The sequence below is a fragment of the Ottowia thiooxydans DSM 14619 genome (assembly GCF_000422885.1).
GTDB classification, from domain to species: Bacteria; Pseudomonadota; Gammaproteobacteria; order Burkholderiales; family Burkholderiaceae_C; genus Ottowia; species Ottowia thiooxydans.
The window spans coordinates 1-13,472 of record NZ_AUGX01000068.1; the positions used below are offsets into that span (position 1 = coordinate 1).

Below are 13,472 nucleotides of genomic sequence, written 5' to 3' on the forward strand. Positions count from 1 at the left end.
GTGAGCGGGCGGTCTTGGTGGTAGCGGATGCGGTACCACCAGCAGTTCTCATCGTCTATTGGGATAAAAGCATTGGCGCGACAGACATTGCCAACTTCCGTTGGCACAACCACGAAGGCAGGTGCAAGCCAGCGCGCGATGCGCCAGAAATAGGCATCGTCCCCAGCATTTCGGCGCGCGGCGATTCGCATACCGTAGGCGGTAGGGGTAGTGGATATCGTGGGCTTCCCGTCATCGTTTGCGAAGCGGATCAGTTCCCCAATCCCAAAGACATCGGCACCGCCAGCGGATTCTTTGTGCAGAAAGGAGATGTGCGAATAGTCGATGCTTCCTTCAAGTGCCTGGAGGTAGTTGCATTTCATCAGACATTTTGATATGTACACATGTGAAAGGGGAAGGGTGCAGAAGTCGAATTCCGGCGGAGCGGGCTGCCGTTCGGGCGGTCCCATCCAGACCCAAACGACTCCCCCCTGCTCGATCACCGGGTACGCAGCCACCGGCCGGCTCTTGGCTAACTCGCAGCCGTTCTCCTCGGTTGGAATATCGACGCAGCTGCCATTCACATCGAATTTCCAGCCGTGATAAATGCAACGCAATCCACCTTGCTCATTTCGCCCATAGTACAACTCAGCGCGCCGATGCGGGCAGTGAGCGTCGAGCAAGCCGACCCGATTGTCGCTGTCGCGAAACGCGACCAGATTCTCGCCGAGGATGCGGACGCGAACCGGAGGACAGTCTGGCCGTGGCAGCTCGCTCGACAGGAGAGCAGGGAGCCAAAAATGTCGGAACAATCGGCCGACAGGGGTGTCGGATGCAGTCTGGGTGAGCATGAAGTTGTCGTCGCGCACGTGGAGACCTTTCGGGGTGAGGATCGGCGAGGTGCAAGAAGCTTATCGAGGCCTTGGCGGCGTTAGTTGGACAAGTTAATCCAAGCGATGCCTCTAAGCTATCACGCCACCTGCGGGCCGGCGGCGTCACCCAAATGCCATCTTTTGTCGGTCCGACTCGCGACGTCTCGTCCCGAGAGCAGCTACCTCCTGTCCGGGAGTTCGTTGCCGCGAACCAGGCCCATACCTCGGTGACCGAAAAAAGTCACGGGCGGCTAGTCTTTTGAGGGCTTGGCGATCTGAGAAACTACTAGGTAAGCCCGAAATCGGCAACACCAACCCGCGCCGTCGGTGGTCGCGGTACGAGGAAGACGTTTGGCTTGGCTCAGTAGGTAAGTTCGTAGTTTCCGAGGTCCGCCTGGATGACCAGTCTGTCCTTCAATGGCCGACGTTCATCCCGCAGGAAAATACGCCGCTTGGTAGGAAACGCGAATCCGTCGAACACTTGATAGTCTAAGAGGTAGTGCGCGGCCTTGCTATTCCCAGCGATTTCCAAGGAGTAATCGTGCCGCCTGATCAAGCCAGATGCGTCGATGTATATAGTCTGCTGCGAAGAATGGGTGGCGTATGCCTCGGGAAATGTAAGTTCGAGCGTTTGCCAGATCTCCTCGGCCGATTCTGTCCACAGCTCGCCTTGGCGCACTATCACGCCATGCCCCACAAGCGAGAACGGGAGCGTGAAGTACGTCCAAAGAGCGCAGCCAATAAAATAAGCTAGTTGGTTTGCGCTCCACTTCGCGCCTGCTGCCGAGTTCCCAAATGAAGCGCGTGGGCGCTCAAGCTTTTCAAGTACCCGACCATCGCTCGATTCGACAAGCGTGCGATAGGGCTCGTATCGGGCTCTCTGATTCAGGTGAATAAACGGGAAAATGCTCACCCTTTGCGCTCGTGTGTCGACATCGACGCGCGTAGACATCTTCGTGAATGCTTCTTGGCCGCGCGCCACGAGTGCAATTCCACTAGGAGAGAAGTCGGCGCTTATCTTTCGGATAGTCTGCCAACGTTCCAGGCCTCCGTGTGCTCCCAGCATTTTTTTGAGAAGATCATTCATTCTTAGATTCCAAAATAGGCCATCGGGCCACGTAAAATTGTCAGGACTATAGGGCGAACTATAGCTTGCTCTAAATGCTACTGAAAGCTATAACAGACTCTTAGATATATTAAGCTGTCGCTTCGCGTCTCAGGTTCGTCCAGTGGATCGCCCTGCCTGCCAGTTCCGCAAATAGTAGCGAGGCTGCGCCAAAGCCCGCTGCGAGAAATCCTAGATTTGATACCCCCATGAGGTCGATGCCAAACGCCCCGAGTACGCCCGCCGCAGTGGTCCCGAGGAAGGTGGCAGAGTTGTTGAGGCCGAGCACCACGGGTGCGATGGTTGGGGCTATGCCAACGATGCGGTGTTGCTGTGGGACCAGCATCCCCCAACCGCAGAAGCCCCAAACAACGATCGCAATGATTGAGCTCCAGAGCGCCGCACTGGACCAAGGAAGGAGAATGAAGTCCACTGTGACTAATGTCAGCATCGTTACGAGCACCTTCCGATTTCCAATCGCGTCTACCCATCGGCCGACCAGGACGTTCGACACAGTTCCCGCGACGCCCCACAGCACGAGGAGCCCGCTCAAGATCGCGGTGCTACCGCCGGTAACCCTTTGAAATACTACGGAGAGATACGTGTAGATTGTGAAGGCGGCGGTAAAGAACAGAAAGGTACTGGCCAGCGTCAATCCCACTCTCCTGTCCGCCAAAGGTGCGAGCCGTTGAGACAATGAGACAGGCGGGAGCACAGGAATCTGCTTCAAGAACGCGCCGACGCCGGCGGCGGAAGCGGCTGCAAGAACTGCGACGAAGACCATCGTCCAACGCCAATCGCTTAGTCCTCCAATGAGCGCTCCCAATGGTGCTCCAAGCGCGGTCGATATGGATAGCCCGGCGATCACGACGGCGATTGCTGCACCTTGCCGCTCTCGAGGCACGATGACCATCGCTGAGCTGATTGCGGTTGTCGAAAACATGGCAGCTGCTGCACCGGCGATAGCTCGCATGATCATCGCAACGGCAAAATTCGGAGCGATTGCCGTGCCCAGGTTGGCTAGGACGAAGATGACAAGTCCTGTCAGCAACAACCTTTTTCGTGAAACGCCTGAGGCAAATGCGGCGATCACTGGAGCTAAGGCTCCGTTCGTCAGCGCGTAGATCGTCGTCATCTGTCCAGCCGCCCCGATGCTGACGCCAAATCCGTGGGCAATCTGCGGAAGGACACCGGCCACGACGAAACTGTCGGTGCCAAGCGCGAACATGCCAAGGGCGAGAAACAAGAGACGACGATCCACGATGAGCCAGTCTTTAATCTGATTTGAATGAACTTGCAGCCCCGTGCATGCCCGAGACCTGCGCTCCAGGGACGCCGGAGTGCCTGAGCGAATGTAGAAGTACAAGCAGCTTCGACGAAGGGGCGGAAACGCCAACTTTCCACTCAATGGCGACAAAATATCTACTGGTACGCGCTAGGCGGAATCCATGTCGACCTTTCGGCGAGGCTGCGCTATCGCTTACGCGGAAATATCGCTGTCGGTGGTGCGGCGGCATCCGCGCCTTTGCCTGTTGGAAATCAGGCCGCACGAAACCTGATAGGAAGCGACTGGGAACTAGCTCCGATACCCGCTTGTGCGATGACCCACTGTCAGTGCGCGGTTCAGAAGGAGGTGGATGACCCCACTCGTCGCTGCGCACTGTGGTCGTCAACGCGACGTGCGAATCCTCATTTCTTGGTGGGTTCAACGCCCGCCAGCCAGTGCAACGGGTTCAGGGGGCCGATCCGCAAGAGGTCGAAACTCATGTAGTGCGCCCTCCCCAGAGGAAGTTGCTCGAGCATTGCGTGCGCCGCTTCAAGGTCGGTCATATTGAGCACAAACACGACACCAGTCCGATCTGCAAGCGAATACCACTGATCGATCCGGCCAGCGAGGTAAAGATTGACCGTTTCGCGAATTTCGTTCGGCATGAGGGCAAGGACCTTCGACTGCTCGCTTCCCGCGTTGATAGTGCCGACGGCAAGGATTTTCGTCGTCGGCGTAGTGGGTTGTATTGCTTGAGCTGACGAGGTCAATGGGATCAGATAGCTCGCAAGGGCCAGCAGTAGGATGCAGATACGCTTCAATTGACACTCACTTTATTTTTGATAATACGGTTCCTGTAACGCCAGTTTGCGTTCTTAAGGTCGTTGCCAAAGGAATTAGAAACTAGGAGGCGCGGTGGGCTATTTTGATACTGATAGCGACACACTACGATTAAGTTTACATCTCGTTGTTATGGATAGAGATAGGCATATGCGACAGTTTTGGCATCGTTCGCGCCATCCATGGATCAATTGCTTTTCGGCGTCTGAAGAGATGATAGGGTCGCAACCGGTCAACTCTGTATTGATTGCACCATGTAGATATTTGCTCTTGTTCTTGAACAGCGCTTTCGAGACCGGTTTCAGTCTTACTCGATGCGTTTGGGCTCCCTCAGAAGTTTGCCAAGCAGCAGTACGGTAGTGCCTTGTGCTCGAGATATACATCGCAGGAGTGCGAAAGAGGGTGCGATCTGGTCGCGGACTTGGGATTCCCGTTCAATCTATTCCACTCGGCGTCGAGCCGGATATGGTGGTTGTCCCAGCACTTAGCACCACAACTGCGTATTTCGGACTTCTTGGACATCAAGTTCGACATCGTTGACACCGTGTTCGGCACCGCAGTCAGTGAGGTACTTTTACCTCCCTCGAGAACACCCAGCGGACCATGGATTGTTGGCTACTCAATGGTTGTGCTGAGTGGTGTCCTTGATCCTGCTAGGCGCCGCAGGCTTGCCTACACCTCGTCGCTGGCCGCCCCAACTCGCTCTGCCTTCCCAGGCGCAAAGCCAGGCCTCTGCTCTGGCCGTGGTAGGGGTGAGCAGGTGCACTGATCCTCCAATGGCCTGCGCCACATCTACCCCTTTGTCCCCATACAGAACCCGTAGCAAAGCAGGCAGCAGACGGACTTCGCCCTTGCGACCAGCAGCATCCAGCTGTTGCGACAGAGCAGGCCGGCGCTCCTTCAACCAGTTGCCAAGTCCTGATGGCGGCACCATGACCGCCAAGCTGAACTCGGACTCGTGAAACTGCCATTCCTCGGCGCTCACCAGACGGCTCAGTTCATTCTCAAAAGCGAGGCGCAACCGCTGTACCTGTTTGTGGGTGGCCACGGCGCAAAGTGGAGCACCTTCCCTGTCCCGAGACGTGGAGTTGGTGGAATGGTTCTCGCACACGCCGCGCGAGCGCTGCGGCAGCCAGCAGTACCGACAGAATGCGTAGAGCGGCGTAGCGACTTCTTGTGCGCCCACGTGTGGATGTGCCTTGGGCAGGCCCAGCACGTCAGCCATCCGCGCGAATGACGCCAATTCCAGGTGAGCAGGAAACTCAACCTCGCGCGTCGGTCGAGTGGTGTGCCGCACGAAGATGCTCACGACAGCAGCGCTTGCCACGAGCTGCTTGTCAGTGCCACCGCTGGCCGTAGCAAGGTTCGCGTAGAGGATCCAGAGGCTATCCCAACTGGTCTGCCCCCGTAGATCAAATAGTGACTTGTGCACGTCCGGCAAGAGCGGCAGCAAGCGTTCGCGCAGCAGGCCGATGACCATGGCTGGGTTCACGGCCTCCTCGCCGAAGGACGTGTAGCCATCGAGCAGAACGTCCAGGAAAGCTCGGGGCATGGGTGGCGGCACTGCGTCGTCGAGGTACAGCGGCATTTCAAGTGTCCAGATAGCCCAGTAGTTTGGCGTGATCGACTTTCGTACGATGGCCGATCCCCGCATTCGGCGTGCCGATCCAAGTGTCGAGCTTGCCGTTTTGACGGCCCAAACGTTTCTTTCGGCGACGTGGACACTTGTTTCGGCAACGTGGACGGGGATATCGACAACGCGCGCAATGTCGATGGCATCGCGCCGTCATATCAACAGCAACCAGGAGCCTCACCGAGCAAAAAAACTACACGTCCAGAAACGAAAAAGCCCGAGTTGCAGCTCAGGCTTTTTGTCCGGCCGAGGCCAGCAAGATTGGAAAGATCTAATGGTGTGGAGTATCGGTCGCAGCGTTCGGCACGTCAAGTGCTGGGCGTGCTGGGCAAACTCGTCCTTGCAGCGCGTCCTCCCGCGCTGCGCAAGAAATGAGTCCATGCGCATTCCAATTCACTTGCAGCGGGAAATCGCCCGCCTGCATTACTACGATCCCAACAGTTCTGACCGCGCCATCGCCGGCACCGTGGGCATGTCGCCTTCCACGATCGGCAGCTTCCGCCGAATGCTGCGAAAGCAGGGGCACGAATGGTCAGCGATCGAGCCGCTTGACGACGATCAGTGGCGAGACACCCTGGGCACGCGCGATCGCTCCATTGCGCAGCGGAAACCTCTGCCCGACTGGCAGTGGGTGCACACGGAAATGCAACGCCCCGATGCGACCATGGAGCAGCTGTGGCGCGAGTGGAGGGAAACATGCCCCGAAGGGGTGGCCTACACCCAGTTCGCGGTCGGATACCGGGCCTGGAGAAAGAATCTTCACGTAGTCATGCGCCGAGTACACCGGCCAGGCGACAAGTTGTTTGTGGACTTCGCTGGCAGGACCGTGGAGATCCGAGACCCTGCTGGCGGCCCCTCTCGGTTTGCTCAAATCTTCATCGCGGTGCTCGGCTACTCCAACTACACCTTTGTGCACGCCGTCCCCACCCAGACGACTGGTGACTGGGTGCAGTGCCACGTCGAGTGCTTTGAGTTCTTGGAGGGGGCACCGTGCTGGGTGGTCAGTGACAACCTCAAGGCCGCTGTCTGGCGCCGCAGCCGCGATGAGTTGGTTATCAACCCGACCTACCGCGACTGCCTCCACCACTACGACACCGCTCCTGCACCCGCCAGGCCAAGGCGCCCAAAGGACAAATCCAAAGCAGAGGTGGGCGTGCAGATCGCGCAGCGCTGGATACTGTTCAAACTGCGCGATCGGGTGTTCTTCAGCATCGACGAGCTCAACAAGGAGCTGCGCCGGTTGAACCACGAGCTCAACGATCATCCGTTCAAGAAGCTGCCAGGCTGTCGGCGCAGCAGGTTTGAAGGCGATGAACGGGCCACACTCAAGCCGCTTGTGCAAAAGCGCTTCGAGTTGTGCGACTGGCGCTATCAAGTCCGCGTGGGCAACGACCACCACGTAGAGCACCTGCGCTGCTTTTACTCAGTTCCCTCCCAACTGGCTGGCGAGCGCGTCGATCTGCGCACCACCGCGTCCATGGTGGAGGTGTTTCGAGGTGGCCGCCGGGTAGCGTTGCACGCGCTGCTCACTGAGCCGGGCAACAGCACCACGGTGCCTGAACACCGGCCTGTAGCCCACCAGCGGGTTCTGGAAGGCGAGCCCAAGGCGCTGATGCAATGGGCCACTGCGGTGGGAGTCAGTGCTCAGGAAATGATCGGCTACCACCTCAACGAGCGGCGCGATCCCGCAAATGGCATGCGCGCTGCCCGACGCATGCGAGATCTGGCGCGGGACCATGGCGAGGATCGCTTCGAGTCCGTCTGCCGCTACGCACTCCCGCTGAACATCACTTCGCTGCGCAGCATCACTTCGATCCTGACCAACCAGGCGGACCTGCGGCCCCGTCCAGCCACGCCACCGCCCCGCATGGAGCACGACAACCTGCGCGGCGCCCAATACTTCGGAGATTAAACATGAGCACCAATACCCAGAACTTGAACAAGTTGCGCGAACTGCGCCTGAACGCCATGGCGACAGCCTATGAACTCCAGCAAGAGCAGGCCAAGCTGCAACATCTTGCGTTTGACGATCGCTTTGGTTTGCTTCTTGAGTCGGAAGTCTCCACGAGGAACTCCCGCAAGCTCAACCGCCTCGTGAAATCGGCCGGCTTTCCGGAAATTGCCGCATTTGAAGACTATGACGCTCGTGCAAGTCGAGGGCTGGACAAGGCGCTGATGTCAACGTTGGCCAATTGCAGCTGGATCACGCGAAAGCAGAACCTCATGATCCTCGGGCCCACGGGTGTGGGTAAAACCTGGCTAGCGTCGGCGTTCGGCCACCAGGCCTGTCGGCTGGGCATGACCGTGGCCTTCTACGTGGCCAACGACCTCTTCACCAGCATCGGTCAAGCGGTGCTCGATGCCTCGCTGCCAAAACTCAAAACGGCCCTCTACAAACCCAACCTGCTAATCCTTGATGACTTTGGAATCGGGGAAATGTCCCCAACCGCAGCGCAGGTCTTGCTCGATGTTGCCGACCGGCGCATGCGCACGGGATCTCTGCTTCTGACCAGTCAGTACCCCGCGGACACTTGGCACGGTTTCTTCCCAGATCCAACCGTCGCGGATGCGGTTCTTGATCGCGTGGTGCATCAAGCTCATCGGGTCCAGCTGAAGGGCGAATCGATGCGCAAGATCAGAGGGCGAGCTGCTCTGAATCCTGGCTGATAAGGTCGCGCTTTCCTGGTCGTTACCTTGCAATGGGGCGGCCTGTTCCTACAGCTGCAGAGCGGCTGCAGCCATCGCAAAACTGAGCCAAGCTGGCGTTCCCATATTGATAGGTAGCCGATCGCCAGCTCCAAGGCTAGACTTCAGGAATCGGCCATTTGCTGCCGTTTACGCAGGCAGCTTCCTGGCATCGCCTCCAACGACGTGGTGCTGGATGTAGCCGCAAACTGGTCAGAACTTGGGGATGCGCACGGTCTTGCTGATCATGGCCGTGCCCGACAGCGCGAACAGCAGGCTCATGGGGTGCAACTGCCAGGGCCCAAGTTGCCATACTCCTCCCCACAGTTGCGCTCCCAGCGCTCCCTGCCAGGCGGCCCATGACAGCAATGCAGTGAGGATCACGCTGGTGGGGATCGGCGTGCCTTCAAAGTAGGCCACCTTGCCCGAGTCGGTGGTCAGGTGTTCGGCCGTGACGTTGAAGCGCGCCAACCGGCTGACGCCGCAGCAGACGAAGTAGCACAGGATGACGATGTCCCAACCGCTCTGCAGCCCCGCGGCAAAGCCCAGCGCTGCCGGGCCGACGCCGAAGGAGATGACGTCGGCCAGCGAATCGAGCTCCCGGCCCAGCGGCGAATGCTGGTGACGCCAGCGCGCCACCTTCCCGTCGAAGACGTCGAAGACGAAGGCCAGCGGTGTCATTGCGGCCGACAGCAGAAAGTGCGTAAGCGAGCCGCTGGCCATGTACATCATCGCCAGGAACACAGACAAAACGCCGCAGGCGGCATTGCCCAGTGTGATGAAGTCGGCAAGATGAAAGCTGCGGATCATCGCGAAGCGGCGTGGCGTGGGGGTTGAGGGCGCCATAGCAGAGTCTCCCTAGTTGCTCAATGTTTGAACGTCAGCTTCGACACGTTGGCATCAAGAGCTCGAATGTCCCTGATGGGCCCGAAGCGGACTCCTGGCTAAGCCCGCCAGGTTCCAATTCCAGCATGCAGAACTTGAAAGGAATCGGGGTGTAGCAAGAACACATAATGCTTGCCACCGCCCGCAAGCGGTTCTGGCTGTTTCTCGGAGGTCCAACAGCTCACAACCAAGACCGAGTTTTCGGTCAAGAGCGCCTTCAGTAGCTCTTCACGCGTTGTGTCCGTCAATGAGCGCATACGCCCGATGAGGTTCACGGCCTCAACGGACACATCAGTCGCACAGTACGCATGCGCAGTTGCTTGTGCCCACAACGGATGGTACGAGGCCGCCCTCGACGCCCGAGTTTCGACGTCAGGCGATACCGATTGCATCACGCTTACCTCCGAAAAAGGAATGGCTGTTTCTGGCCGATTGGTGAAGTCTAGCCGGCCGCGCACCTGCCCGGCAAACCAACATGGCAACTGGGCGCCGCAGCGTCAACGCCTACTGGCAGCACATTGTGCGTGTCCACGAGTGTCGAACTGGGTGTCCATCTCCCGCCGTTCCCGCTGTCCAAGAGAAACCGAAATGAGTGTCCAGCAGCGACCGAAATACGCAACAACCCCCGATAGCTTGGTGCCCGCGCTCGCGGGACGTGACGTCCTCGACGCCGCGGAGCAACTGCGAGCATGGCACGCATCGGGCTCGGCGATTGCCGCTTCTTGCGTTGGAACATTTGTGCTCGCGAATGCAGGTCTCCTCGATGACGGTGAAGCTACAACTACTTGGTGGCTGGGTCCGCTATTCCGGCAGCGCTATCCGCGCATACTCCTAGATGAATCGCTAATGATCGTTTCGTCTGGCCGGACGGTGACGGCAGGCGCATCGATGGGGCACCTTGACTTGGCGCTCTGGTTGATTCGCGAAAGAAGTCCAGAACTGGTTGCGCTCGTCGCGCGCTACATGCTGGCACAGATGCTCGGTCATTGCAGGCTCCCTACATCGTTCCGAAACACTTAGCGCAGAGCGATCCGATCATTTAGCGCTTCGAACAATGGTCTCGGGACCACCTGAACGGCGGATTCTTGAATGCTGTCGCGGCTACGTTGGCGATGAGTCCCCGTACTCTGCAGCGACGCTGTCAAGCAGTGCGGGGCAAGTCGCCGTTGGCCTATTTCCAGGATCTGCGAGTGGAGCGTGCAAAGTTACTGGTGCATGGCGGCGGTCGCGATCTCGATTTTATGGTGGCCGAAGTCGGCTATGTTGACGGAACGACGTTGGGGACGCTCTTGCTTACTGAGCGCCGTGCGGGGTGCTCTTCAATCGCCGGCTGGCGGAATCGGGGGACCCTGAGGCGGTTTCGGACGCCGGGTCAACCAAACCAAGCCCATGGCCGCCAGGGCAGCCCAACTGCTGAAATAGAAGAGGTCGATAGTCGATTGCAGATAGGCTTGGTTGATCACCGTGTGCATGATCGACTCGATAGCTTGAAACTGCGACATGCCGAGGCTCTTGAGCGAGTTCAGCGCTTGGTCATAACTCGGCGATCCCACGGCGATCGTTTCGGCCAGGCGGCTCTGGTGCAAGGCCTCCCGGCGGTCCCAGAATGTTGTGATGATCGACGCACCAAAGCTGCCCGAAATGATCCGGGCAAAATTCGACAAGCCGCTCGCTAGTGGCACCTTTTCAGCCGGTATGCCATCGAGCATGATGTTTAGTAAAGGAACGAAGAGGGTGGCAAAGCCGACTCCCTGGATGAAGAGCGGCAATTGCAGCGTCATGAATGGCGAGTCGGGCGCGTACTGGGACCGGAGGTGGAAGTCAAGTGCGAAGGCAATGAAAGCCACTGAGGCAGTGATGCGAGGGTCCCATTTGAACCGACCCACGAACGGCGACAGTGCTACTGCCACGAGCCCGGCCGGCGCAGACACCAGGCCCGCCCAACTCGCCGTGTAGCCCATCTGCGTTTGCAACCAGAGCGGCAGCAGAACGTTGTTAGCGAAGAAAATCCCGTATCCAAGCGATAGCGCAAGTACACCCATCGCGAAGTTTCGGTTCAGAAACAGGGAGAGGTCGACGACAGGTCGCGCGTCGGTGAGCTCCCACACCACCCAAATGGCAAACCCCACTACAGCGCAGATGGCTAGGACGACGATGGTGGTGCTATGAAACCAATCCAGGTCTTTGCCGAGATCGAGCATGGTCTGGAGGCTGAAGACCCAGATGGTGAGTAGCACGAGGCCCCACATATCGATGGGTAGTTTTCGTGTCGGCGTCTCTCGGGTCTTGAGGGCGCGCCAGCTGATCACGGCGGCGACAAGGCCGATCGGAAGGTTTATGAAGAAGATCCATCCCCAATAGAAGTTATCGGAGATGTATCCTCCCAGTACGGGTCCGAAGACCGGTGCGGACATGGTGGTCATTGACCAGATCGTTAGCGCCGTCGCACGCCGATGCGGAGGGAAAACCGAGATTAGTAGCGCCTGGCTTCCGGGGATAAGCGGCCCGGAGACCGCCCCTTGCAAGACGCGGAAAGCCACTAGTACCGGGAGATTCCATGCTATCCCGCACAGAAAAGAAGCCACTGTGAATGCAAGAAGCGCTGCGGTGAACACCCGGACGATGCCAAAACGCATCATCAACCACCCGGTGAGAGGTACAAGTACGGCGTTGGTGGCTGCAAAGGCCGTGATGACCCAGGTGCCGCTTTCGCTGCTAACCCCCAGATCCCCGCATATCGTAGGGAGCGACACATTGGCAATGGTCGAGTCAAGCACCTGCATGAACGTGCCGAGTGCCAAAGCCAAGGCCGTGATGGCCAGTTTCGCACCCGTGAGTCGCGGCGTAGTCGACGTCAAGGTGTACTTTGGGTGAGTCATGAGATGGCGCACCGCAACGCGCGCATAGGGCCGCTTGAGCAAAAGACGCAAGCCGTCAACCCACCCATGGCAGCAAAGGTGTTCATCTCAGGGGCCTCCAACCATCGTGGGAGCGCTTGAAAATCGAAAGCACAAGCATTTTCTGCCATGTAAATATCTCCAACTGAAGATAATACAAATGAAGATACATGTCAAGGCGCGGCCTTGCTGGAAACCTTCGGTTGGTCGGACACCTACCGTTGCGCGGTACAGCTTTTTGCGCTGATTTGACGGTTCGGAGTAATGAGGCCACTGCGGGCCACGGGCAGCCTTGCGTTTTTACGCACATTCGTTATCTTCAAAAGAAGAAACACCAGTAGGAGGTACTTTTGGCCGTGCTTGAACTCAGCGACGCAATCGGAGAGCGGTCACCTAGCCGGCTGCTTCGGTGCATCAACAAACTGCTGGAAAGGCGCGTGCAAGCGCGGTTTTCGGACACTGACCCCTCGTTTGAGGAATGGATGGCACTGAAGCTTTTGTTCGATGGAGTGGCCGAGAACGCGGGAGATCTCGCGCGCGATCTAGGCATCGCGTCTGGCGCGACCACCCGGCTCATTGATAGCATCGAAAAACAAGGTTTCGTAGAACGAGACCGCACGCGCCAAGATCGGCGAGTCGTGCTGGTGAAGCTCACTGCTCTTGGCAAACGTCATTACTTGAGCAAGGTCCCGGACATGGTCGACTGCTGGAACGAGATTTTCGAAGACTTCCAGACCCACGAAGTTGTTCAACTGATCACCTTGCTCGCGAAGCTCAAGGGCGCCTTCGAACGCACAGCCGGATAGGTTGTTAGCAAGCGCGCGGTGATCCCGCTTTGAGGTTGGCCCCGGTGTCTGCGACGATGGTGTCCACCAAGGATTTAGGCGGACACCTATGGAAGGCTCCAAGCGCGTGAGCGTGCTCTACGCCGTCGAAGGCGAGATCGCCGAATTAATCCCTGAGGGGCGAAGGCGACTACCGCAGGAGGGGCGCGCAAGGTGGCTGATGCCCTGCAGCAATGGCTCGCCCGGCAACGACAAAGAGCACCGGATGGCTCGACCATGGCCTGGGCAATCGATTACGGGGTCTCCTCGTTTTCAGTGCAATAAGTGACGGTACGAAAAGCTAGCACTGGCGCGGAGGTGGTGTTGGTAGATCGTTGATTTCATTGACTTTCCTGTTCACTTTCAAATCTGCGATTCGTGGCGTCAAACCGTGGTCGGTTTCATCCATTGGTGCCAGTTATCGATGCATTTGGCCGCGAAGGCAGGATTTGGTCAGCATAGCGGTCAACCGGGAAGCGAAACAC

Annotated in this window: 11 protein-coding genes and 1 pseudogene; 5 read left to right on the forward strand and 7 right to left on the reverse strand. The window is 58.3% G+C overall.

The annotated features are described in order from the left end of the window. From G518_RS40190 to G518_RS0125790, 5 genes are all read right to left on the reverse strand, one after another. Positions 1 to 848: Rieske 2Fe-2S domain-containing protein (locus G518_RS40190; RefSeq protein ID WP_156909547.1), on the reverse strand; the 848-nt coding region annotated here is incomplete at its 3' end. Between the two features lie 364 nt (positions 849 to 1,212). Next, complete coding sequence (locus tag G518_RS0125775) at positions 1,213 to 1,938, reverse strand: hypothetical protein (protein ID WP_028604952.1); 726 nt, start codon at positions 1,936 to 1,938, stop codon at positions 1,213 to 1,215. A 109-nt stretch (positions 1,939 to 2,047) separates the two neighbouring features. Beyond that, positions 2,048 to 3,217, reverse strand: a complete 1,170-nt coding sequence (locus G518_RS37010; protein WP_036596185.1) for an MFS transporter — start codon at positions 3,215 to 3,217, stop codon at positions 2,048 to 2,050. 428 nt (positions 3,218 to 3,645) lie between these two features. Then, positions 3,646 to 4,044, reverse strand: a complete 399-nt coding sequence (locus G518_RS0125785) for a hypothetical protein (RefSeq protein ID WP_245598134.1) — start codon at positions 4,042 to 4,044, stop codon at positions 3,646 to 3,648. A 638-nt stretch (positions 4,045 to 4,682) separates the two neighbouring features. Beyond that, on the reverse strand, positions 4,683 to 5,651 hold the full coding sequence (locus G518_RS0125790) for a hypothetical protein (RefSeq protein WP_156909548.1): 969 nt from the start codon (positions 5,649 to 5,651) through the stop codon (positions 4,683 to 4,685). Between the two features lie 150 nt (positions 5,652 to 5,801). Between G518_RS0125790 and G518_RS40775 the strand changes: the two genes are divergently transcribed. The 3 genes from G518_RS40775 to istB are packed head-to-tail and all read left to right on the forward strand — an operon-like array spanning position 5,802 to position 8,363. Beyond that, positions 5,802 to 6,071: a hypothetical protein gene (locus G518_RS40775; RefSeq protein ID WP_156909549.1), complete on the forward strand. Its 270-nt coding sequence runs from the start codon at positions 5,802 to 5,804 to the stop codon at positions 6,069 to 6,071. 4 nt (positions 6,072 to 6,075) lie between these two features. Then, positions 6,076 to 7,608 carry an IS21 family transposase gene (istA, locus tag G518_RS0125800; RefSeq protein ID WP_028604955.1) on the forward strand — a complete coding sequence of 511 codons (1,533 nt, stop codon included), beginning with the start codon at positions 6,076 to 6,078 and terminating at the stop codon, positions 7,606 to 7,608. A gap of 2 nt (positions 7,609 to 7,610) precedes the next feature. Then, the gene (istB, locus tag G518_RS0125805) at positions 7,611 to 8,363 is read left to right on the forward strand and encodes an IS21-like element helper ATPase IstB (protein ID WP_028604956.1); all 753 of its coding nucleotides are present in this window, start codon (positions 7,611 to 7,613) and stop codon (positions 8,361 to 8,363) included. 231 nt (positions 8,364 to 8,594) lie between these two features. On the opposite strand, the gene G518_RS0125810 is transcribed toward istB, so the two are convergent. Continuing rightward, a complete protein-coding gene (locus G518_RS0125810; RefSeq protein WP_026437512.1) occupies positions 8,595 to 9,227 on the reverse strand; it encodes a CDP-alcohol phosphatidyltransferase family protein in 633 nt (210 codons plus the stop codon). 660 nt (positions 9,228 to 9,887) lie between these two features. Here G518_RS0125810 and G518_RS39575 point away from each other — a divergent pair. Next, positions 9,888 to 10,558 (forward strand): annotated as a pseudogene (locus G518_RS39575) (GlxA family transcriptional regulator); the annotation flags it as partial. Positions 10,559 to 10,585: 27 nt separating this feature from the next. On the opposite strand, the gene G518_RS37020 reads toward G518_RS39575, so the two are convergent. After that, a complete protein-coding gene (locus G518_RS37020; protein ID WP_051237407.1) occupies positions 10,586 to 12,145 on the reverse strand; it encodes a DHA2 family efflux MFS transporter permease subunit in 1,560 nt (519 codons plus the stop codon). Between the two features lie 374 nt (positions 12,146 to 12,519). On the opposite strand from G518_RS37020, the gene G518_RS0125835 reads away from it, so the two are divergent. Beyond that, positions 12,520 to 12,969, forward strand: coding sequence for a MarR family winged helix-turn-helix transcriptional regulator (locus G518_RS0125835; RefSeq protein WP_245598135.1), 450 nt, complete (start codon positions 12,520 to 12,522; stop codon positions 12,967 to 12,969). The last annotated feature ends 503 nt before the right edge of the window (positions 12,970 to 13,472 follow it).